The following is a 23,848-nucleotide window of genomic DNA, read 5'->3' as shown; positions in this document are numbered from 1 at the left end:
GAATATGAAAAACTCCGTTAGCAAACTTTATTCCGCAATTTTTTCAACAACCTCCTTCTTCACCGAATTCTCCTTAAATCGATCCGACGAATTTCGACGCACTTGGGATAACCCGAGAAAACGAAAAAAACTTCTCAAACGATTCCGTTCTTTTTTTACGAAATGTATCAAGTCGATACTTCTGTTATTTCTAATATTCGACTTTTCGCTTGCTCCGCTTATGGCTCAACCGACCCTTTTTAGAGATCTGTGGAGAAACGGATCCGATGGAAAATTAGAACGTCAGTATCAGAACGCGGAGAATTCCAGTACTGAAGCGGATTGGGACAAGTCGCTCAAAAGAGGAAAAGACTTACTCAAAGCGGATTGGGAATCGAGAGCGGACGAAGAGATCGACAGAGAGCTTGCAAAAAACGGCAAGACGAACGACGCAACCGCAAAGGCGGATTTAGAAACCGAAAAACAACTGAATCTTCAACAATGGGAAAGCGAAGTTCAGACCGAAATCGATTCTCGCAAAGGAGAATGGAAGGCAAGAATTGCAAGTTCAAGTCTTACGGATTTGATTTCTAATCTGGATCGTGCAACGTTGCGTCAAGCCGTATTGGGTGCTGAGAACGCTTCTAAAACCGGAACCAATGCAACGGAGAAGGTTCAACTTTTCGATCAGTCCTTAAACGGAGTGTTGGGTGCGTTTCGCGCAAATTGGGAAGATCAATTGGATACGAGAATCGGAGGATTAACCGGAGCGTTTACGTTTCAAAGTCCGGCCGAGTTCAATTCCTTTCAAAAAGCTTTAGGTGCGGTTAAGAATTATTTTATATCAGAATATTATTATGAAGAATCTTCCATTATCGCGGGTTATCGCGCGGGCTTCGTCGCAAGAGAAAATCAAAACGACGATTTAGGCGGACAAATAGCACAGGAAACCGATCCTTCCAAGCTCGCGTTACTTTTAATCGATCGTGCGAAAAGAAGTATAGATCAAAATTTTGCCGGAGTGGTTCCTCAAAACGGAACCGTCATCAATCAACCGAACCTAACGGTGGAAGGTGCGGATCAATTCCAGACGCAAGCTTTGAAAGCGTTGGAAGAGGGACAGAAACAATGGCAAGGTGCGATCGACGATCTATTACTCGGGAAATTAAGATTCGACCGTCAATCGGAACAAGAACGTAAGAACGGAGAAGCCGAATGGACGGACGCTTACGGAAAACTTCTTAAGGCAAGAGAGGATTGGTCCTTAGTAGTCAAGGCGCAAATCCAGAAGGGATTGGAAGCTTGGGATACATCCGAGAATAATCTTCAACAGAATAAACAAACGGCTCTTGCAGAGTTGGATAGAACTCTTGCAACCGGTAAGGAACAGTGGCAGGCGCACGTACGTGGAGTCGAAAGTGTAGTGTCGGGCGGCGCTGATACTTTGACCACGATCGAATCTAACAAACAATTCTTTCAAGAAGCGTTGGACCGCGCGAATAAACCGAATAGCGGTTACAACAGCACAATCATTGCTGAATATAATACACAACTAACGTATTGGACAAACTTAGAGGGAAGAGTAAGAACTCTCGTCGCAAACGCTCAGAATTCGTTGCATGATACGGACGTAAGGGGAACCGGAGTAGGACAGGGGCTTCTTTACGATGCGGGCGCGGCGGATAAGTATATATATACGAGTACAGAACTTGAGTTGAGAATCGCACAAGCCGAGTTGAAAGTTCTTCAGGATAAAAGAGACAGGGCTCAAGGTGTATACGACTACGCGGTTCAAAACGTAGCTCAAAAAACTCAAGAGCAATTGGCCGCGGATCTTGCGACCATGAAGACGGATTTTCAAACGAAAGAACAGGCATACCTGAATCTTTTGAAGGAATTGAACGGAGGCGGAACCGGAACTAGTTATTCCACTCCCGGAATGGATTCGAATTCCACGGCGTCTGCGGCGGTGGACGGGGCCGCGGCTGGAGCGAATTTGTTAACCGACTTGGAAGCCGCAAACAAGTTGATGGATGATAAACGTAAGGCTCTGGAAACGGCGAGAGCCAATATGGAAACTTCCAGAACCTCGTATGATAGCGTCGTAAAGATGCAGGTTTTGATCAATAACCCTCAATTGCTCGGCCAAATCGGTCAATTGAGTTCGGACGGAGAAAAAGCGGAGAATACCGGTCTTAGAAGCGATATCGCAAACGCCGATCGCGAACTCGAGGAAAAAAGAGAGGTGTTGAGACAACAAGAGCAGAAGATGTACGAGCTTACATACGAAAAAGCGAATGCACTTCGGACTCAGACTTTTTACAACCAAACTCTTCAACAAGTATTGGCGTTTGAAACCTTAAAGGACAACAAACAGAAGATTGAGGGAATTATCGGCGGAAGCGGAACGTTAAACGATAAGATCGATTCTTTATTGTCCGGCGACAATCTTGTGACCGTATACGGAAACGATCTTGCATTACAAATTCGTAATAATCTTACCCAGTTAAAGACACAACTTGTAGATCTCGATACTCCTGTGATGAATTCCGCGACCGGATTCGACGCTCAAGCGGCGGGAATCAAAAATGCGGCGGATCAGTTTCCCGCGATCGACTACGCTCAGAAAAAACAGGACCTAACAAATTATCTCAATCAGATGGTCGCCGCTCGAAACAATCTGGCCAATATCAACAATCTAGACACGAGTTATTTAGCGATCGATCGACTTGATCAAGGAATCGATTATCTGGAATCCCTTCTCGCAAATTGGGACGATGTTGCGGATGGAATGACGGACGGACTGGATGCGATCCGAACCAGCTCAGGAGATTATCTTACTTATTCCTCTTCTCATACCGCGGACAAGGGAACTCTTTCTTATTCCAATGAGATGCTTTCGTTTAGCGGACAACTGCAGAACGGGGTCAACGGAGTCGGACAGTTCCAGAGTTATCTCGCCGAGATCGGACAGACGAAACAATTCTTAGATACCGCATTGTTGGATTCTATTCAAAGAGGGGGCGTGTTAGTTGAGACCACTCTTACGGGCGGGGATAGAACGCTTGCTCAACAATTTTTTGCCAATATCAAAGCCGGCGCGGATCAAAACGGTAAAGCGCTTCAGAATTCTTTTACAAGCGTAAACGAATCTTTCAACGGATTGGGTGCGAGTCTTGGAAATTTCGGAGAATCTTTGAAGGGATTCAGAAGCAGTTTAGAGACGAGAAACGGGAAGGTAAGCCAGGTATCCTCCGCCTTATTGTCTTTGTATGAAAGTCTTGAATCCGAATTTCAGGGGAGAAAGGCACAACTTGAATTTTTATTGGATCAAAACGGAAGCGAAGCAAGTTTAACTCAGATTCAGAAGAATTTGGAGAACACTCGGAATCTGGAAGGCGCTAAGATCAACGAGAAGGCGATGGAGAAATTGATCGGATATCTTAAGGACTTACCGGAGTCCGAACGAAACATCGATTCGATCTATCTGAAAGTTCTAAAAGATTCGGATGCGAGACTCGCCGATCTTCAGTTGGGACCGAATCAATTGGAAGATAGAAAGGCTACCGAACTCGTGCTTGCGTTTATCAAAAATCAAAACAGCGCTTTGGCAAGAAGTCTTGCGTCCGCCGATTACGACGACTTTATCGATAGTTTAGAAACTCAGCTCGGTTCCGCGACTCAGATTCGTTCCTTTTACGATGGTGGTGGAACGTTAACCGACACACAGCGCAATGATATTCGGGAAAACGGAACCGCCGTAGAAAGAAGAACCTTAAACGAGTATTATTCTTTCGGTAGCACTTTCTTTTTCGGCCAAGAAGCGGTATCTAAAGTGGCGACTATGGATGCGACGGTCCAAGGTTTCGGATCTTTTTCGAATTCCGTAAGAACGGGTCAGGTGCTTTCCGCGTTAAGGGACGATTATTTCAAAGCTCAAGAGAATAAAACCAACGGTCTTTTAAAAGAACTTCAAACCTTGATTCCCGGTTTTAACGACTTAACCGCGTCCGCGCTGTATCAGGATTCGTTTGTGATCGGGGATCAGACCGATCACGATACCGCGGAAGAGGATCGAAGAAAGAATCTTTTACAAGAGCTTTTGAGCGGACTCAATACCAACGAATCTCTTTTAACGTCGCTGGGGGACCTAGATGTACTGAGGGCGTATTACGGTGATGCGACTGCGGTTAAAATTTACGGTGAAACTTTAAATTTAAGTTCCGAGTTGGAAGGTAAGAAAGCGGATTACGCGTCCGTAATTGGGAATGTGGGTCCCGTATTGGATTCTGCAACTTATCCGGCAGAGGATTTATTGAATTATTTATCTCCCGGACAGAATACTTACTATACCAATCAGGTTAATAGTTATATTAGATTACTTGCATTAAAAAATTATACAGATCCTGATACTTCTGCACAACCTTTTAGCGGGATCGATTTTAGTATAATGGATCCTTATATTGCAAGTATCCAAAATAACCTTACTCTATGGACTGCGAAGAGAAGTGCTCTTCAAACGTCCGTGGATTCTTTCACTAACTTAAAATCTGAACTTTCTGCTCTTAGCCAAGGAACGCCCGCATATGAGGCTAAACTCAATGAAGTAACGACTGCGTTAGTTACTATGAATTCTGCGTATAACGAAGCAAAAGGTTACTTTTCGATTCTATCTTCGGATACAATTCAATTGAATGCAAAGTCTCAAGTAGTTTTGAAAGATATGAAAACGAACTCAGGGGTTCCGAACAATAAAATTGTAACGAATATGACGACTCTTGCCACGCTTCCCCCAGGCATGCAGGATGCATACAATGCGGACTCAAGTTCATTTTATATCGCTCCTGATGCAGCGGGCGGAGTTGGAAAAGTTATAGATTGGGAGGCTGAATTAGCTCAAAACGGGGTAGGAACTCTCGATAGCCAAAATGCATTCAACACTGCTTTGAATGCACGTTATAGCTCTGCTAACGTTTTCGTAAATCAGCTTAACGCATCCAAAGCGGAATTAGACGCAACGAATACGAAAATCGTAAACTTCAGAAACGGTCTGGATGATCGTATCCAGGTTTTTATGAATCAGGGAAGTCAGAATCAGATTTCCAGAGAAACGTTAGCCGTAACTGTAGAAAACCTTAGAAATTTCTTTTTGGAAAAGCAATACAATGGAGAAGAAATCAATCCGGCTATCTTAGAAGCATTGGAAAATGCCGGCGTGTTCACGGATGAAATCGAAAAACTGAATTATTATAAAAACATTCCGGTCGCTGACAGAACCGAAGCAAAATTGAACACTTCTCTGACCGATGCAAAGTCCTATACAACGACACTTGGAGACGCGGAAAAACTGTTCCAGGATTTGAGAAGCACGATTGGTAGTATCGAACAAACCGGAAAACCACTTTCTTTATCCATCGATCAGATCAACGATTCTTTGAAAAAATATGAGGATCTAAAAGCGAAGCTCGATGGAAAAGCATTCGCATTGGATTCCAATATCGTTTCCGGAATGGAATCTTTGAAGGAATTCTCTTGGGAGAATCATAAGTCAACTTTGGTTCAGGCGTTCTTAACTCGAACCGGAGATAGCTTTAACGTAAATCAATTCTTAAACGAGATCAAATCAGGCAAATACGTATTGCCCGGTAACAACGGAACAACCGTACAAAAAGACGCTAAATTTTTAGGTAAAGATTTAACCGCGGCTCAACTTGCAGAGTTGGCCGAACAACTCAATTATTATGCGGATCAATCAACGATTCAAAACGTAAGTCTTGCGTCCGGACTCGACGCGTTTCTTTCCACTCAAGATCCGACTTTGAAAGCGGAGTTACAACAGAAAGCGGTCTCCGTAGGTTATCAAAGAATTTTAGCCTCTCTCAATCAGGGAGTGTTTTCGGACGTATCCTCTCTACCTGCAAGTCTTACCAACTTCGCGATCATTTCCAATTACAATGCGTTCTTAGCTTCCAAAACGAATTGGAACGCGAATAACGCGGCCGATAGAGATGCGGCTAAATCCGAGTATCTCTTGCGAGTGGGAGGAGATCACGGAGAAGCCGGGATTCTTTCCGACTACCTTTCGAATTATTCTTCCAGAAATTCTTCGTATTACTTACCCGATTTCTTAAAAGAAGCGGAAGTGCTTCAATCGTATTATTCCAGACAAGCAACCGATAATCTTCAACCGGACGATCTCACTTCTCTGACCACTTGGTTGCAGAATAAAAAATACGAACCGAGTTTAGTGCAGGCATTGAACAAGGCCGTTCGTATGGATACGATTCTTTCCAACTATTCGGGAGAGGACAGCACCGAATATTTGAACTATTCAAACTCCAAGCTCGCGGGCGGCTTGAGCGATGCGGAGAAGGAAGGATTCTTTCTCAATCAATCGGGCGCTTACAACCCGTTCGGAGATTTGAATCCCGCATCCGAGATTCAAACAAATCAGCTTCTGCGCGATTTTCAATTTAAGACCGGCTTCAAAGAATTGGCGGACACGTTTGATACGGACGGTTTGCGTTTAGCGAAGGCCAAGGCTCAGGCACAAAGGGATGAGAATACGGTCAAGTTCTCTTACGATTTGGTAAAAGGAAACATCATCGTAGAATCTTATTTAAGTTATTTGAATATAGGTCCAAAGGGTCAGCTTGAGCCGAGCCAAGATACTCAAATCACCAATCGACTCAGAGAACTTGAGTTTCAAGCGGAACACAGACTCGGTGGGTTTATGAATTTGGTTGAAGGTTACAAGAGTTTCGCGTTTGATCCGGATAAGGAAGATCAAAACCCTTCGATTCGAAGAGCCTTGGAGGATTTTTCAACCTCCGGTTATTCGGTTAGAGATGCGGCATACGCGAAGGATGGTTCCGGTAACTATACCTTCATGGCTGGAATCAACAATCTCAAGGGAATCATTGATAACTATGTGGACAACAACCTTCCGGGTCGTTCTGCCAATGAAGATCCTTATTCCGAATCGGGTAGCGCTAAGGGAAGTATGTCCGGTTCCGCAAGTGCAATCATTGATGCTGGAAAAAGTATCGGGATCATCACCAACATCAACAACACTCTCCAAGGTTTAACAGGAGACAACCTTACCAACAAACTTGCAGAGCAGTTAAAGACGGTTAAGGATAACTTTTTGGCGGCTGAGAATGCATTCGAAGACGCTCAAACCCAGTTAAATCAACAAAAGTTGAATGTGGACAATGCTCAGGCTTCTTATACGGCGAAACAAACTCAGGTTACGACTGCGTACGGAGCTTTTAACGCGGCTCAAGCCAATCTTTCCAATCTAAGCGCGGTTTACGATTACGCGGTTCTTGCGAATTATACTCAACATCAAAGTGATGCCAATGCCGATAGCACGGTGACGGTCGGAAAACCGATCGATCTCGCAAAACAACGATTAGATGCGGCGAACGATGCAGTGAACGCGAAACTCAAAGAGGTTCAGGATTTACAAACTCGAGTAAACAACCAAACCACACTCGCGTCCTTACAAGCGGACCCGAACGTAGCTCTGAACAAACAACAAACGGAAGAATGGGCGGAGAGAGCACTTCGATTCAGCCAAGCCGAGACCGTGATTAAGGATCGGATGCAAGAGTTGAAGAGTCAGGTCGCGGCGAAAAAAAGCGAACTGCAATCTGCCCTAAAAGGAGTATTTGTTCCGAACGTATTATTGAATGAAAATGGTTTGGATGGTCTGATTGATCCGAATACATCAAGTTACAAAAACTTAGAAACTAAGCTTCGTGGAGAATACTCGATTATGGAGGGGGTTCTCGGTGGTAAGATCGGTTTCTGGGACTTTGTAAACGGCGGAAGGGGAGATACAAATCCTCCACGATACGGCGGGGGATTAGCAAATCAATATCCCGATTACAATGTTCTTGGTTATATCCAAAGTTTGAATGGCGGCTCATCGTTAGCTTTAAATATGAAAGCCGCTCAAGATGGCTTTGATGGAATGTGGGTTTGGAATGCGGGAGTTTGGGGTGAATATTCCGCGGGCCTCCGTCTTCAGAATGGAACCTATGCTGATTACAACAATGCAATGTGGAACAAATTCAACCAAGACCAAGGTGCTCAGGCGCTTACGATCGCTCTTATGGGGTGGGGAAGTCTTGCAGTAGGTATCGCAGCAATCGGAAAAGCAAGTGCTTGGGCTACAGCACAGAACAATTTGAATGCGGCAATCAATACGGCCACTGTTAAAACCAACGAACTCAAGGCGCTTCAAGCGAAACTTAATTATTATACGGATATATCTACGGGAGATCAGCTAAAGAGTGTTCTTCTTGGAAATGGCTCTACCGATTCTTTGAATACGGGACTCAACGCATCGGATCTTGATTACCTTGTGGGCGCGAGTGGGAAGTTAACCGCTGACAGTTTGAAATGGAGTACCGGAAGCGGACAAGACCTGAACCTTGATCGGATCGCAGGTAAGAATGGAAATACGGTTGTACAAGAAAGTTATGTTCATGATGCATACGGTTTGTTGGTTCGTCAGGGGCAAACTGTACCCGGTGGTGCTAGCGCATCTTCGACCACATACAATAGCAACGGAATTTTAGTTTCTTTTATGACGAGCGCGGATCAGTTTTCTTCCGCACTTGCTGTCCTAGCAAAATCTCAATACCAAATCGAGAAGAGAGAATATTTCGCGGCTCAAGAAGCATACGTAGGCCCAGGTGGTCAGAAAGCGGATCAAAAGATGATCCTCGACGATCGCGAAGGTTTTTATTCGGGTCTCATTCAAACACTGAGCCAGAATACGGGTAAGAACATAGAGTACGAGATGTATCAAACCGTCGTCACGGATTATATGGGCGAAGGTCAGATCGTCGATCAACTCTATGAGATCAACGGGGATCAACAAAAACAAACTCAGCTAAAAGCCTGGGAACAAAAAGAAAAAGAATTCTATGATAAAAAGCAAGAATGGGTACAAAATATCGAATTCTTGCAGAATACGGGGAACGCACGTTTTAACGACATGCTCAGTTTGGTGAACAAAAACTGGGATGCATGGAGAACTGACTTTAACGCGAAACAAAAAGAAGGCGAACAAGCCCACATCGATGCGATTGCAAAAGCTCTAAAGGCAAAGGCTGATTGGGAAAAGGACGCCATTGCAAGTTTAAAAACCCAAGGTGATGGATACGAAATCCGAAGCGCTTACGATCAGATTCAGAATATTTTAAATTCTATGTCCGCGAGCCTGCCGACCGACGTCGGAATTGCGGCTAATGCGAACACGATTCTCAATCAGGTGTTGTTAAACAGACCTGCGGAGTTGGATGCGTCTCTTCTTCAACAAGGAGCGTATGCGAACGTTCAATTCTTTGTGGATCAACTTCAAAAAACGAAATTAGACGATTCTTCCATTAAGAATTTTGAAAGTCTTCGAAAGGAGATGGACGAATCTTCAAAAAAGGTGGTCGTTCTTCAGACGTTAGACAGCTTGTGGAGCTTGCCGGTCAGTTTTGAAGAAACAATCAACGGCGCGAACAAAGCATTATCGGAACAGCTGACTTCTCAACTTGCAAACGATGAATTTATTCCAGCGGGAGGCGGATACATTCGGAACGTGACTGGGCCTACTGGAAATACGGAAATGCAGGTTCTTCCAGGTTATAATCCGTATAAATATGTTAGACCTGATAAGTTGCCGACCTTGATGGACAGCAACAATAGGCCTTGGGATCTGACTGATTACAACGCGTTAACAAAGGACGGTGGTCCTACTACGGTCGAGCTTCAATCCATGGTAAAACTGGCTCGAGAAAAGATGACCCAGGATTTCAAAAAGACTTACGATCCTGAAAATACATCGAACCGAGAAGTTGCGGCGATCGCATTCGATCCGATGGCTCAAGCGAAAGTATTCCAATCGGCTCAGTCGGCGTTACAAAGACTTTTTACCGATCCTCAAACTGCATTAGAATTTTCTTTAGCGGATGATGAAAAGAAAGCGGCCATGAAGCAGTCTGCACTGGACTCGGGTTATTTGGTCGGACCTACCGAAGGTGGGGCTTTTGGGGATCATCACTTCATTCAATTCTATGGAATTCTAAAGCTCAAAGAAAAATACAACGAAACGAAACAACAGGGAGAAGCGTTTAAGAAGGACGTATTGACGCAAGGAGCTGGAGCGGTATTCGGTCCGAGCGCCGCCGCATTCGTATTCAAAAACAAGGATATTATTAACACGGGAATCGCGATTGCCGCAATGGCCGTAGCTGGACCTGCGGGAGCGATCGCTTATGCGGCTTTACAAGCGGCTAACGCGTATTCGTCGACTGGTAACCTTCAATCGGCAATAACCGCGTCAGTGGGTGGAGCGATTACTGGATATACAGGTGGAATGGTTAACGTAAACACGAGCTGGGATCCTGAGAATGGATTCGGCGTGAGTGGCGGAGCCTTCGGTCAGTCCGTTGGTTATTCAGAGCATGGAGGTTTTTCAGCAAGTGTAGGAATCAGTCTGAAAGAAACCGGAAGCGTGATGCAGGTGGTAGGAGCGGCGGTCGCGGCTTGGAAACCTGGAATTGGTCAGTCCATTATTGAAGCAGGGCAGGCTGTAGATAAGGCGATGAAGAATTGCACAGTATGTTCCCGTGTAAGCGTTGGTGTAAGCTACTCTGAACAAGGAGGATTTGGAGGAGCGATCGGTTACAAAAACGAGAATGGTATGACTCTCGGACTAAGTTATACTAAGGAAGGAGGAATTGGAGCGGCTGCGGGTATTGCAACCAGCGACGGTTACTCGTTTGGACTTAGTTATAGTAAATCAGAAGGTTATGGTGGCTATGCATCCTATACTCAGAGCGAGAAAGGAAAGGCAATAAATCAGACTGCTCTTACTTTCAATGAAAGGGATGGAGCTGGACTTAGCCATAAAACCTTCGGTGAATCTGAGAACGGAAACACTAAGAATAATACCTATTCAATTAGTCAAAGAGGTGGAATTAGTGCTGAATATGAGACCGAATCCGATCTTAAATTGTTGAAAGGGAAAGGAACAGGTTTAAGTGCAAACATCGGCTGGGATGGTACGGCAGATCTAAGTTTACAAGTAGGAAACTATACTGCTAATTACAATAGTTATGGTGGGTTTTCCGGTGTAGTACAGCAGAATTCGGGTTGGGATTCTATCATAGCGAGCAGTCAAGGTTCTTTGATGTCTCATATGGAGGACGTGAATAAGAACGTTGCTAAAGAGAGCTACGTGCTAAGCGAAGGAATGCGTCAGTATGTATCTAAGAACGGAATCGGAATGTCCGAGGAGCAATGGAATAAACTTTCTTCCAAAGAGAAAGAAACTCTGGTACAGCTAATTGCAAGTGGAACTCCGCAACACAAAACTCGAGATGAGGTGGATGAAAGATTCTTTGGATCGATCAGTGATTTTATGGATCAGTTGAACGGTCAGTTCTCAGATCATGCAGGTTGGATGGAAAAGGACCCGGAGTCAGGTGCAATGGTGTTCCGAGAAAGAACTTGTTTTGTCGCCGGGACGCTGATTCATACAAAAGATGGGCTCAAGAAGATTGAAGAAATTCAGGTAGGTGATGTGGTTCTTTCTAAGAGTGACGTATCTGGAGAAATGTCTCATCGAAGAGTCGTAAATACATTTGTTCGTCAAGCAGATGCAATTTACAAAGTATCCTTTGAAGATGGAACAGTTATAGAGACTACCTGGAGTCACCCTTTTAGAACCTTGAAAAAAGATTCGATTGGTCAAGAGTTCAGGATAGAAAACACCAAATGGACTCAGGCTCAGGATCTAGTTGAAGGTGATGCAACCTTGACCGCGGAAGGAGAAACACTGAGAGTTAATTCAATTGTCGTTGATCAAAGAGGGGATACTGTTTACAATTTTGAAGTTGAGATAGACCATACTTACTTTGTCGGGGAAGTCGGAGTCTGGGTGCATAATATAGATCCTTTTTATAAAACGGGACAAATTTATGGACCGCCCACATTAGATGAAATAAGTATTGATAATTCAACGACATGCATAGTTCAAAAATTGTGTAAGAAGTCCAGAACTGCACAAATGGCTGATTTGGAAGTAGCTAAAAGAAGTGGTTCGACTAACGCTCAAAATATCGGCGATGATGAATCAGTAAGCTATAAATTTCCTGAGGGTGCTACAGGTATTCGCCATTATGGATCAAATGGACCTTTTCATAAATATACTACAAAGGAAGTCGGAGAATATCTTTTAGATATGGGCAAAACGCTTTCTTCTCAAGGTGAATGGCTTTCATTAAATGACCTTAGTTTGCCTGGTGGGGCGAGCACTGGTTGGCATAAAGGACATAAGAATGGAATGAAAGCTGATATTAAAATGTTAGGTAATCGCCCTTACGAAAAAGTGGCCAATGTTATAGATGATCCTGCTTACAGTAGAGAGCGGACAACAGAATTTATTAAACTTATGGTTAATAAGGCAGAAGAAAAAGCTGACGTTCGCGTATCAAGTATTCTAACATATGATAGAAAGTTGGTTGAGACGCTTAACCCTTACTTTAGGCAAAAATATGGTCGAGATATTATGATATGGGATACTTCAAGAAGGGACGATGGATCCTATGTTCATGCTGATCACTTACATTTTGATTTTGAGAGAAAGTAATAGGGAAATTTCATATATATGAAAAAAATAATATTGTTAGTTATGATTTTGGAATCGCTAAATATCGTTTTTGCAGAAACTAGGAATATCGGTTTGAATGCGGCAATTAGAGAGACTAAAGATATTAGGAAAGAATTATCAATTTTGTTTAGGAAAAAATCTGTTGAATCTTTGAGGAAATACCTCGATGAAGATTTCAAATATTACGATGACATAAATTTTAGCTCGAAAGGCGGTAAGCCATATAAGAATATTATGGAAGTTAAAGATAAAATACCTTGGCTTGAATTGTCTCGTGTATTCGAAAATTATAATTCTTCTAGTTACTACGGAGGTGGAACAAGGAACGAATGGTTGATTTTACAAAGAATGGGTTCTTACACCAAAAAAAACGAAAACATCCGTATTCGACTTGAATTATCACCCGGGAGTACTGATTGGAAAATTGCGGAAATTAGTGTTCGTTGGGAGTAATTGGAGATTATATTCTGAAACTGTATTTACACTAAAAATATCTTCGCATGATAATCTCTATATTCTCTGCTTTATAATGCCATAATTTACCTCATTAAATTTCAATACATTTTGAAAAATTACGTTAAGTTCATAAAAATAAAAAATCCGACCTTAAAAAAAGACCGGGTTTTACCCTAACTAATTTTCTCAATCGTTAGTTATTGCTTATTGGCCGTATTGTACAGTTGCCTGTGCACCGTTTGAAATCTGAACCAAAATAACACAGGATCCTGGATCAACTTGATATTTGTTGTGGCAGTAATATTAGTTAAGCTTCCTGTAGTAATGGAATAATCCGTATTTAGTACAGCTACTGTACTGGTTACATTTAATGGGCAAAACTTTCTGATACAGAAAAGGAAGCTTTGGTTCAAACTATAGCGACTGGTAAAACTCAGCATTCGACAAGAAATGAGACCAGTGAAAGACTTTGGGGAGCCGTTACAGATTTTGCAGATCAGCTAAGTGGTAACTTTTCTTCTGACGCAGGTTGGATGGAGAAAGATCTAAAAACCGGTGAGATGGTATTCAAACAGAGAACTTGCTTTGTTGCTGGAACGTTAGTCCATACGAAGGATGGTCTGAAGAAGATCGAAGAAATTCAGGTTGGGGATGCGGTTATTTCTTGGAACGAAAAAACCGATGAACTTGAGTTTAACAGAGTAGTAGAAACATATATTCGAAAGACTGATAGAATATATAAACTTACTTACGAGAATGGTAGAGTGGTTGAAACGACCAGCACACATCCATTTTATATTGAAGATAAAGGTTGGGTAGAAGCATATAAGTTATTGATTGGTGATAAATCAGTTTTATCAAATGGCACAACTACCTCTATTGCTTCTATTCAGATTATTTCAGGTCAAGAAACTGTTTACAATTTTCAAGTAGAGAATGCTCATACTTACTTTGTAACTGAAGATGGTATATTGGTTCATAATGCAGGCTTAGGTTACAAGAAAACACTTTGGGATGGTAGTTCAGGGGAATATACTGGGAAACAACTGATTCTCGGAGCCAACAAAGTCTTAGGTTTCGATGTTTATGGTGGAAAAGAATATCAAGAACGCAGGCGTTCCGATGGAAGTTTAGAATATGTACATATCACTCAGGTCGAAGGTGATGACGGTAAGAAGTATGCCCATGAGCGGAGTTATCGGTGGGATACATCTGGTAATAGGTATGAAGATAATTATATATGGAGTGGTAATGGTCGAAATAGAAAGACTGATGGAGAAAAAACTGTGGGCGCGAATGGTTCCGTAATATATCATTCTGAAACGAAAACGAACGCCAAAGGTGAAGTAATCGGCAATAAACTTTATGGAGACAACGGATTGTTTACTTCCGGATATATCAGTCGAAGTGATTATCAGACACCGGATGGAAATGTGAGAAGATCAGAATTATATACTGCTACAACAACTAGACAAGGAGCGACGAATAATGTTTCTGTAAGTGTTACTAGAAATATGCATCAAAATGGTATTGATGGAAATTTTTACATGGGGGCCTATGATAGAACTTCTAATTATAATTCAACGAATGATTACGAAACCTATAGAATTTCGACACAGGAAGGTGCTTCTACTCAAAGATTGCCGAATGGATATTACCCGCCTGCACATATTAACGTAGTTAATGATCCGGTTCATAACGCGGCTTCCAGTTACTCAACAGGAATGTTAGATATGCCTTTTCATGGGGAAAGACATCTTGATAGGCATGATGCCATTGATGCATCGACGAATACTAAAGATATATTTAGTTCTAGACCCGGGCAAATAAGATTTAATGATAATGGTCGTAATGGGTTAGGAGTTAATTTTGAGGGAAGGGAGTCTCAATTGACATTACATACTTCAGGTAACGCTTCCTATATTTTTCCAGGACAAGTTGTGCGTGGTGGAGAATATTTGGGAAGGCGTGGTGGAATGATAAATTATGACGACCATTTGCATCAAGAATATAGGGGATCGAATGGTCAGTTGTTGAATACTAGACAAATAATGGATACATATAATGGTGGAAATTGTACCTCAAAGCCGGGCTATAATTATTGTAATTTTGTGCCGTGAGGAATGAGAAAAGTATGAAAAATTTATCCAAGAGTATTTTCGCTTTAATAAATTTGATGGTCATAAGTTTATATTCTTCAGTATCAGCCCATGGTAATGAAGGTAAAACATTTGAAGAATTGCTAAAAGAAAAAAAGATTCTGGATTCAGTTCCTCAAGAATTGCGTGGGATCTGGCGAGGTAAGATGATTTTTCAGCCAAGAGGCGATAAACAGGAGAGAGATGATACTATTGATATGTGCCAATATCCTATTAAATTTTTAATAAAAGAAAGATGGAAATCTTCGGATAAGTGGGAAATTTACTATGATTTTCATGCAATAAAAAGTTACAGATGGCTGACTGTTCGAGGCCGATCATTCTTCGATATAGATTTCGAACCATTTAAAAATGGAAGAGGTACGGCTTATAATTATCATTTGTCATATTATCCTAAATTAGAAATACTCACGGAAGAGAATTATGCGGATAATAATGAACTTCGATGGAAAATTGAATATAAGCGTTTACCTTGCCCAAACAAGAAACAATAAAAATGAGTCTCTTTAATTTGTCTGTTTGGAACAATATTTATATTTAACTAACGGTTTCTTACGAGAAAAGATAACTAATTTCTGAATAGAATGTTTTATTTGTGCTATACGAATTGGGAAGAGACTAATAAAATATTGATAATAACGCTATAAACCTTTCACGCAAATAAAAAAACCCGGTGTCTTTCGACCCGGGTTTTTCACTCGTAACAAAATGTCTCTTATTAATTTAACTGAAATCCACCAGTTCCATTATTTGCAGTTACTATAATCGTGTAGGCTCCTGCAACGTTAAATCTGATTTGCGCTGTGGTTGTAACCGTGGAAGATCCAGATACAAACGTATAATCTACACCAGCAACGGCAAGTGTACTAGAAGTGGAGAGGGGACAATTTCCTTTATACACTACGACCGAAAGCGTACCTGAATTTGCTGTAATCAATCCAAGGCTATTTACTGGTGCGGATGCAATTTGAATCGCTCCCAAACCAAGTGTACCAGTTGTCGTAAAGCTGATTGTTTGCCCTCCACCGTTTTGAGTTGCAGAGATGGAAGCAATCGGAAGCGTAACTCCGGATGATGTATATGCACAAGTGTTTCCGCCAGTAAGTGCTAAAAGCAGAGCAAGATTTGTAGTGCTATCGTCCTTATCGTCTTTTTTGCACACAGAAAGAAGGCTGATCAGAACGAGACAGACTCCAATTTTTTTAACTAATTTCATTTTAAAAATCTCCATGAATTTTAAAATATTACATCGATTTGGCGAAGGTTGGTCAAGTTTTTTTAATGTCGGATCTTTGTCTTTTTTGTAATGAGAAAATGCGAATCACTTTTAATTATTATTTGAATGGGATTGATTGAGAAAGATGAATCTCAGCTACACTCAAGTTTATGAAATCTATCTATCTCGGAAAATTCGGATCGTAATTTCCGATTATTTTTATTTAGAAAAATTCAAATTTTATGTCTGTCAAGAAAGTGAGAACGGATAAAAGCGAAATCGTAAATTCATTGCCAACGTTTGTTGGTAATTGCAGGCAACGATAAGAATCGCTTTGGATTTTTTGATTCGGAGTTTCTTGCATTTTAAATTATTTCTCTTTAATTTATTGTTTTTATCTTTTTTGTTCTTTGGAATTTACCTGCGCTCTATGAGTGCTTTCTTAAATAAAAACCTTAGAAGCATTGACTTCTTGGTTTTGGATGAAGTGGATAAAACCTAGGATATGTTCGGGTTTGATTACGGAGCGGCGCCGTACAACAAGAAAGAATCAAAGAAAATGATTCAGTTTTGAATTTATTTGAGAATAGTTACGTTCGTTTCATGTTTATTACTTTTTTAGGAGGTGGAAACATTTCATTATGAAATTTTTCAAACGACTAAATTTTTCGCAAGGTCACGATTGGGATCGATGCGGAGTCAAGTGATCGCGAAATCGGAAAATTCAACGCCTGTGAAAAACGCAACAACTTGACTGAAACGGAGAACTCGGCCCACAAATTCGGTCGAATTTTATTTCAGAGAAGGATCGGGCGCGGCAGAACCCTACATCAACCGAAAAGCAAACTTGCACAAGTCCCTTTGTGTTTCTCGCTTTCCAAACGAAACTCCGCGTCCACTAATCTTGAAAAATCTCTGCAGAGTTTGACTCCGAGTCCCGCGCCGCTTTCGTTTAACGTGCCGGGGGAAGAATAAGATTCCTTGGAAAAAACCTTTTCGAGTTCCTGAGGAGACATGCCTATACCTTCGTCGATGATCGAGATCAGTTGTTGATCCGAGATTACTTTCGCTTTTAGAAAAACGGTTCCGTTCGGTTTTGAAAACTTAAGCGCGTTGATAAAAAGATTCCTAACGATCACTTTGAAAATTTCGCGATCGCTGAATATTAGAATATTCTCATCTAAATCCATTTCGACACGAATACATTTCAGTTTGATAAAGTCGCTGTAGAGCGCGGTCAATTCTTCGATGATGGGAACGGGCGAAAAAGAACTTTTGCATACTGATATGTTTTTCGAATTCGCTTTGACCCAGTTCAATGTGTTGTCGATCAAGTCGATCGTAAGATAGGTTTGTATGTTTAACTTGGAGAGATACGGATAAAGATCCGTGGCGGAAATTTCTTCGTTTTTAAACAGGGAAATGAGCGAGATAATTTGGATCAAAGGAGTTCTTAAGTCGTGCGCGAGAATGGAAAGAAGTTGCGACTTAGTCGAATTGTTGTGAGCCAATTCGAGGTTCGAAGTTTCTAGGTCGTGGATATCTTGAAAGGCAACCGCGTTCAATTCTCCGAACTCGGTACTGCGAACGTGAAACCATCTTTCTCCGTTCGATTTGGTTCTGATTTTCGCCTTCATCGAAGTGCTGTGCCGGCCGCTGGTTCTTCCGTGATGAACTCCCGCCCACCAGTCCGTTTTTACTTCGCTTCTATAAACCTCGTCCGGGTAGGCTTGGAGAAACCAATCGTCCAAGGTGGGAATTTCCTGAATTTTATAACCGATCAATTCGCGGAAACTTCGATTGAGATAAAGGGTTTGAAAGTTGTCTTCTTTGACCTGTGAGAGCAAGACGGGGCAGGGGATAAATTCCACAAAACGTATTTTATCGCCGATGTTGTCTAAAGCTTCCTGAATCAATTCCATCTTTTAAAATCCGCATCCGATTCGAAAACGTTGTTCGAATCTTTCTAATATAAAGAATGTCTAATAGTATACTCTATGAATAAGATTCTCCAAATAAAAAAATAATTTCCTTGCCTAAAAACGAAATTCGATCTGTGTCAAAAGTTCGACGCAAATATGAAACGAACATACTTTACGATGGAAGCCTTAAGGAAGAACGAATCTTACAACCCGAGTATATGCTCGCATTTGTTTCTTCATTCTTCCCAAACACATTCAAAAATTATGATTCTTTTTTATTTCGGTTTCTCCGCGCGAAAAAACGAATCTTTGTAAGCGGAATATAAGTCCTTTGAAACGCCCTTCCGTTAAGATCCTGCCTCAGTGAAATTCCTCGTTCGAGGAAAAGCAAAACATAAAAAGGTGAAACTTATGAAGAGAATTTTAACGATTCTCATCGGTTCTTTCTTATTGGGAACCGTGGGAAATCTTTACGCAAGCAGAGGCGCGGTGGTAGAAAATCCGATCGACGTTTTCGAAAAATCTTTCGAGAATAAGGTTCTTTCCATTCAAAGAAAAACTCAGGTCAACGCGAACCTTCCGGTGCATCGGGCTCTTTTTTACGGAACCCACAACTCATACAACAGCAAGTCTTATGCGGGTCCGTTTTTTTCTTACGCGTTCCCGAATCAAAAATATTCCATCGGTGAACAACTTCGTTTAGGGGCGCGTTTTATCGAATTGGACATTCATTGGACTCTTGGCACACACGCTCGCAAAGAACTTCTTCTTTGTCACGGTCAGGACAGTCACGTGGGTTGTAACGTTTTCGACAGACCTTTTTACAAAGGTTTGGAGGAGGTTCGCGATTGGGTTTCCAATTCCGCAAACCGCAACGAAGTATTGGTTCTTTATATAGAAGATAAGATCGACGGTCATTCTTCGGAAGCCCTTCAAACGTTGAAGGACTATCTCGATCCTTGGTTGTATCGTTACTCCGGCAGTTGTTCGGACGTTCCTTCTCCCGAGAATATGCCGAAGTTGGGTGATATGGTCGCATCCAATAAAAGAATTCTTCTGATGAGCAACGGTTGTTACGATTCTCAGTGGAGCGGTTACTTTAAAAGAATTTTCTTCGGATCGACTACGAGCAGTCCGAAGGATTTTAAAGGTTATCCGGATTGTAATTACTCGAGAGCCACTTACAATTCTACGATGGTGCGTTTCTTCAACGATACCACGAACTACTTCGGTTTTTACGACGGTGTAAAAGAAAGCGGTTCATTCACAAACGCTAATATTGCTTCCATGCTTTCCTGCGAAGTCAACGTCTTTGGCATCGATCAATTCGATCCGGATTTTGCAAAACAAGCGATCTGGTCCTGGAACGCTTCCGAACCGAACAACTGGGCCGGAAATGAAAACTGCGCCGTTCTTTGGAGCAACGGAAGATGGAACGATCTCAACTGTAGCGCTTCGAATCGTTTCTCTTGTAAGGATTCTTCCGGTAATTGGTTCGTTACTTCCGGTAGCGGTTCCTGGGGATCCGGAAACGCTCAGTGTTCTTCCGAAACCGCAGGTCGCTTTAAATTTTCAGCGCCGCTGACTCCTTACGAAAACAAAAAACTTTTGGAAGCTAAGAACTCGGTCGGAGCCGGCGATCTTTGGATCAATCTAACCGATCAATATTCGGAAGGGAATTGGGTTCCAGGCAACTGATAAATCGCACGTCACTCTTTTAAAAATCTATTCCCGGGACGGATGAGAATCCGTCCTTTTTTTTATTCTCATCGTTTCTTGAAGCCTTTCGGCTTTTTAAACCGAACATAAATAATTGATTTAGAGGATAAAAATAGATGGAAAATTATTATTTTTATGACAGTCTGATGACCTAAATTTCAGGATTTAAGCGAAATCGCTCTTCAAATAAACTCGATGATACCGGATACGATTGAAACCAAGGAGGACACTCTACGTCGTTTTAACAGGGAGCTGATGTCCTTGGCAAAAAATCCCGTGATCGACAGCGGAGATTTAAACGCGGCGTTACACGTTCTTACCGAAGCCATTTCAAGGGCGTTGAACTGCGAACGATGTAGCATCTGGTTTTATAAGGAAGTTAAAATTTCCATCCAATGCCTCGATCTTTTTATTCTCTCCGAAAATTCTCATAACTCCGGAATGGAATTGTTCCAAAAAGATTTTCCCCATTATTTCGAAGTGCTTCAAAGTCAAAGATTGATCATCGCCGACGACGCGGTGAACGACGAAAGCACTCGCGAGTTCGCTCAAAATTATCTGATCCCTTTGAACATCTCCTCGATGCTCGACGCGCCGATCCTCATGGACGGCAAACTTCTCGGAATCATCTGCAACGAACAAGTCGGTCAAAAACGTTTCTGGACTTTGGAAGAACAAACATTCGTGGGTTCGCTCGCGGATATGATCCCGAGAATCTTTCAAGCCGTGGAAAGAAAGAAGGCCCAAGACGAATTAAAAAAAGCGAATGAACGTCTCGAACACACCGTGAAGGCAAGAACGAGAATCATTCTGAATCAAAAGGAAGAATTGGAACATCAGATCAAGATGGCCAAACGGATTCAAGGCGCGCTTCTTCCTTCCGTTCTTCCCAAATCACCATACTTGGATCTGCAATATCTTTATACTCCGATGATGGAACTCGGAGGCGACTTCGTGGATTTTCTCTACGACGAGGAGAATCATACTCTCGGATTTTTTATCTGCGACGTTTCCGGTCACGGTGTTTCGGCGGCGCTTCTCGCTTCCATGGTCAAGATGTCCTATTCCAATTGGAGATATTATATTCAAGATCCCGAATATGGTTTGACTCAAATCTACGAATCCCTTTTCGGAAAATTCGCGGGTCATTTTATCACTGCCGTTCTCGGAACGCTGAACGTCAAAACCGGGGAAGGGAGAATGACGAATGCGGGTCATTGTCCTCCCGTGTTGTTGAAAAACGGCAAAAAACCCCAGGTATTCAATCGAACCGGCGCGTTGCTCACCGATCTGATTCCGCTCAAACTCGAAACGATTCCGTTTCACTTGGACGCGGGCGACCGACTTGTGCTGTATACGGACGGAATCATAGAAGCATTTAACGAAAGTAAGGAGATGTTCACCGAGGAACGTTTTCTTGCGCTTTTGGATTCCAGCGAAAACAAAACGTTAAACGAACTCTGCGAAACCGTATTCTCCGAAGTAAATCGTTTTATGGGAACCGCCCACGACGGATTTATGGACGATCTTACGATTCTCGCTCTCGAAAGAAGAATTCCTTTTTCCTAATAAACCGAAACGTCTTTTTCGGTTTATTTTCCGGCGTCGGCCGCGAAGCAAAACCCCCGGATCGAATTCTAAAAGCATTGTCAAAAAAAATAGTCGGTATAGAAGTGTAAACGTCATTCCGGGGGAATACGACTTTATGAAAGTTGCCGCAACTTATTCTTTATTATTGGCCGAAGACGACGAAAGCAACGCGGAACTTTTGATCCGCCATCTGGAAAGATACAACTTCGACGTGGATCACGTGGTCGACGGGATCGCCGCGGAAATCAAACTGAGAAAGACGCGTTATGACCTCATTCTTACGGACAACCGTATGCCGAAGTTGAGCGGTTTGGATCTTTTGGAAAGAATTCCGGAAACCAATCGTACAACTCCGATCATCTTTCTTACCGTAAGCAACGAAAGAGATACGATCATTCAAGCGGCTCATAATAAAAGACTCGTCGCTTATCTTTTGAAACCGATCGATACGCACGTGTTGCTTGAAAAAATCTGCAACGCTCTCGGAATCGCGTTGGATTCTTTGATCGATAAAAAGGCTTATCCGTTCGAAATTCTTCCGTTTGTAGGAGCGGATCAGGGAGTAGGCGTTGGAATCGAACTGAAAGGGTGTCCTTACGGCAAAAGCGTCGAAAAGCTCGTTCAAGAAATTTCTTTTTTCCTAAAGGAACTTCCTTCTCTCAGAAGCGTCCTGATCAAAGTGAATCCCGAATTCTTTTATTTTAAGAACGGCGGACAATTACTTTCCAATCTTCGCGATCGTTTGGCGATCAAATACGAAATCAGAAAAGAAGACATCATCATTCAGGCAGAACATTAATCCGAACTTCCTTTCAAACTTCCGTAAAAAAATTGGAACCTCGTTTTTAGCTTTTGGTCAGAGGTTTAGAAAATGGGAGGAATCCAATGAAAGGATTTTTAAAAGTTTCCGGTCTGATTCTTGTAGCGGCCGCATTGTTTGCGGGGGGTTGTAGATATTACAAATCTCCCGAAAAAAGAGCTGAGTTTGTGGTTAAGAAAATCACTTCGGAACTGGATCTGAACGATTCTCAAAAACAAATTCTCAACCGCATCAAGGACGAAGTTCTTGCTAAAAGAAAAGATCTGAAATTGCAAGGACCGAGAATTCCCGCCGAAGCGCTTGCCGAATTTCGTCAGCCCGCTTTGGATGAGAAAAAAATAAACAAGTCGTTCGAACTTGAGATGAACAAGATGACTGAGATGAGAACATTCATGACTAAAAAAGCGATCGAGTTTCATGCGGTTCTTACTCCGGAACAAAGAAATAAACTAGTGGATTTGATTACAGAGTTTCAACAGAAACACCGTCATCATGATGACTGAAAACGAATTTACAGAAATCGTTAGTTCCACTCGGGACATTGTCCTCTCTGCGATAGAAAAAAATCTCGCAGAGAGGTTTTCTTACGCAATCGACGACGTTGCTCAAGAAACCTATTTTCGCGCGTACAAAGCATTGAAGAAGGATCAGTTTCGTAAAGAATCAAAACTGAGTACTTGGTTGTACGCGATCGCCAGAAACGAATCCTTGAGAATGAACGATAAACTGCGAAGAGAAGAAGAGCGCGCGGAGAAACTGGCCAAGTCGAAAAAAGAGGAAGACTTCCTTACGGGCCATTCTAACGTGAACGGAAATTCGAAATATTCCGAACAGAATTCTCAGGAAGTGATCGGGATGTTGCGCTCTCTTTTAATAAAAATTCCCGATAAATACAGAAGGGTTCTCGAATTCTATCTTGCGGGTTATTCCGAAAAACAAATCGCGGAAACGATGGGTGTAAAACCCGGAACCGTCAAGTCGAGAGCGGCCAGAGGAAAAGAGATGATGAAACGAGTCGGAGCTAAGGAGAAATTTTATGACTAATAAGAACACTTCTCCTATGAAGGGAGAGATCCTAAAAAGAAAAAAGGATCAGGATTGGATCAAAAATATCTCGTCGAACGTGATTCGAAGAGATAAAAAAGAGACGAGAAACAAACGTATGTTAGGCGCTTCTCTCGTTTTGTTTTTGGGACTGAGCGCGTATGCGGGTTTTTGGTTTCAAGAGTCCGACATGGACATGAGGGATTCCGATCTTTTGAGCATCGGAGTTTTTGAGGAGTTGGAAAGCGCGCTGAATAAATGATC

Annotated in this window: 12 protein-coding genes; 10 read left to right on the top strand and 2 right to left on the bottom strand. The window is 42.1% G+C overall.

What is annotated here, in order from left to right:
- Positions 1-4: 4 nt before the first annotated feature.
- The 4 genes from CH367_RS09775 (at position 5) to CH367_RS09760 (ending at position 15,767) form a co-directional block, all read left to right on the top strand.
- Positions 5-12,637 (top strand): polymorphic toxin-type HINT domain-containing protein, encoded by a 12,633-nt coding sequence (locus CH367_RS09775; RefSeq protein ID WP_100762302.1) that lies wholly within the window; start codon positions 5-7, stop codon positions 12,635-12,637.
- An 18-nt stretch (positions 12,638-12,655) separates the two neighbouring features.
- The gene (locus CH367_RS09770) at positions 12,656-13,111 is read left to right on the top strand and encodes a hypothetical protein (RefSeq protein WP_100762301.1); all 456 of its coding nucleotides are present in this window, start codon (positions 12,656-12,658) and stop codon (positions 13,109-13,111) included.
- Between the two features lie 407 nt (positions 13,112-13,518).
- Positions 13,519-15,234 (top strand): polymorphic toxin-type HINT domain-containing protein, encoded by a 1,716-nt coding sequence (locus CH367_RS09765; RefSeq protein ID WP_244284536.1) that lies wholly within the window; start codon positions 13,519-13,521, stop codon positions 15,232-15,234.
- 14 nt (positions 15,235-15,248) lie between these two features.
- Positions 15,249-15,767: a hypothetical protein gene (locus CH367_RS09760; protein ID WP_100762300.1), complete on the top strand. Its 519-nt coding sequence runs from the start codon at positions 15,249-15,251 to the stop codon at positions 15,765-15,767.
- 224 nt (positions 15,768-15,991) lie between these two features.
- On the opposite strand, the gene CH367_RS09755 is transcribed toward CH367_RS09760, so the two are convergent.
- Positions 15,992-16,489 (bottom strand): hypothetical protein, encoded by a 498-nt coding sequence (locus CH367_RS09755; protein ID WP_125226114.1) that lies wholly within the window; start codon positions 16,487-16,489, stop codon positions 15,992-15,994.
- A gap of 830 nt (positions 16,490-17,319) precedes the next feature.
- Entirely contained in the window at positions 17,320-18,411 is a 1,092-nt protein-coding gene (locus CH367_RS09750) for a PAS domain-containing sensor histidine kinase (RefSeq protein WP_100762298.1), read from the bottom strand.
- Between the two features lie 411 nt (positions 18,412-18,822).
- Between CH367_RS09750 and CH367_RS09745 the strand changes: the two genes are divergently transcribed.
- The 6 genes from CH367_RS09745 (at position 18,823) to CH367_RS09720 (ending at position 23,846) form a co-directional block, all read left to right on the top strand.
- Positions 18,823-20,109 (top strand): phosphoinositide-specific phospholipase C-related protein, encoded by a 1,287-nt coding sequence (locus CH367_RS09745; protein WP_100762392.1) that lies wholly within the window; start codon positions 18,823-18,825, stop codon positions 20,107-20,109.
- 276 nt (positions 20,110-20,385) lie between these two features.
- The gene (locus tag CH367_RS09740; RefSeq protein WP_165783256.1) at positions 20,386-21,699 is read left to right on the top strand and encodes a GAF domain-containing SpoIIE family protein phosphatase; all 1,314 of its coding nucleotides are present in this window, start codon (positions 20,386-20,388) and stop codon (positions 21,697-21,699) included.
- A 136-nt stretch (positions 21,700-21,835) separates the two neighbouring features.
- Complete coding sequence (locus tag CH367_RS09735) at positions 21,836-22,519, top strand: response regulator (RefSeq protein ID WP_100762296.1); 684 nt, start codon at positions 21,836-21,838, stop codon at positions 22,517-22,519.
- An 86-nt stretch (positions 22,520-22,605) separates the two neighbouring features.
- Entirely contained in the window at positions 22,606-23,043 is a 438-nt protein-coding gene (locus CH367_RS09730) for a Spy/CpxP family protein refolding chaperone (RefSeq protein WP_100762295.1), read from the top strand.
- Positions 23,033-23,584, top strand: a complete 552-nt coding sequence (locus CH367_RS09725; RefSeq protein ID WP_100762294.1) for an RNA polymerase sigma factor — start codon at positions 23,033-23,035, stop codon at positions 23,582-23,584. The genes CH367_RS09730 and CH367_RS09725 overlap by 11 nt, the downstream gene beginning before the upstream one ends.
- On the top strand, positions 23,577-23,846 hold the full coding sequence (locus CH367_RS09720; protein ID WP_100762293.1) for a hypothetical protein: 270 nt from the start codon (positions 23,577-23,579) through the stop codon (positions 23,844-23,846). The genes CH367_RS09725 and CH367_RS09720 overlap by 8 nt, the downstream gene beginning before the upstream one ends.
- Positions 23,847-23,848 lie beyond the last annotated feature (2 nt).

The sequence above is a fragment of the Leptospira barantonii genome, assembly GCF_002811925.1.
Taxonomy (GTDB): domain Bacteria; phylum Spirochaetota; class Leptospiria; order Leptospirales; family Leptospiraceae; genus Leptospira; species Leptospira barantonii.
Note: the sequence above shows the minus strand (reverse complement) of the source record. Positions and strands in the feature narration are given on the sequence as shown.

Excerpts from the sequence above, each read along its gene's own strand:
- CH367_RS09775 (WP_100762302.1), top strand. The coding sequence starts at position 5 with ATGAAAAACTCCGTTAGCAAACTTTATTCCGCAATTTTTTCAACAACC.
- CH367_RS09770 (WP_100762301.1), top strand. The coding sequence starts at position 12,656 with ATGAAAAAAATAATATTGTTAGTTATGATTTTGGAATCGCTAAATATC.
- CH367_RS09760 (WP_100762300.1), top strand. The coding sequence starts at position 15,249 with ATGAAAAATTTATCCAAGAGTATTTTCGCTTTAATAAATTTGATGGTC.
- CH367_RS09755 (WP_125226114.1), bottom strand. The coding sequence starts at position 16,489 with ATGAAATTAGTTAAAAAAATTGGAGTCTGTCTCGTTCTGATCAGCCTT.
- CH367_RS09750 (WP_100762298.1), bottom strand. The coding sequence starts at position 18,411 with ATGGAATTGATTCAGGAAGCTTTAGACAACATCGGCGATAAAATACGT.
- CH367_RS09745 (WP_100762392.1), top strand. The coding sequence starts at position 18,823 with ATGAAGAGAATTTTAACGATTCTCATCGGTTCTTTCTTATTGGGAACC.
- CH367_RS09740 (WP_165783256.1), top strand. The coding sequence starts at position 20,386 with ATGTCCTTGGCAAAAAATCCCGTGATCGACAGCGGAGATTTAAACGCG.
- CH367_RS09735 (WP_100762296.1), top strand. The coding sequence starts at position 21,836 with ATGAAAGTTGCCGCAACTTATTCTTTATTATTGGCCGAAGACGACGAA.
- CH367_RS09730 (WP_100762295.1), top strand. The coding sequence starts at position 22,606 with ATGAAAGGATTTTTAAAAGTTTCCGGTCTGATTCTTGTAGCGGCCGCA.
- CH367_RS09725 (WP_100762294.1), top strand. The coding sequence starts at position 23,033 with ATGATGACTGAAAACGAATTTACAGAAATCGTTAGTTCCACTCGGGAC.
- CH367_RS09720 (WP_100762293.1), top strand. The coding sequence starts at position 23,577 with ATGACTAATAAGAACACTTCTCCTATGAAGGGAGAGATCCTAAAAAGA.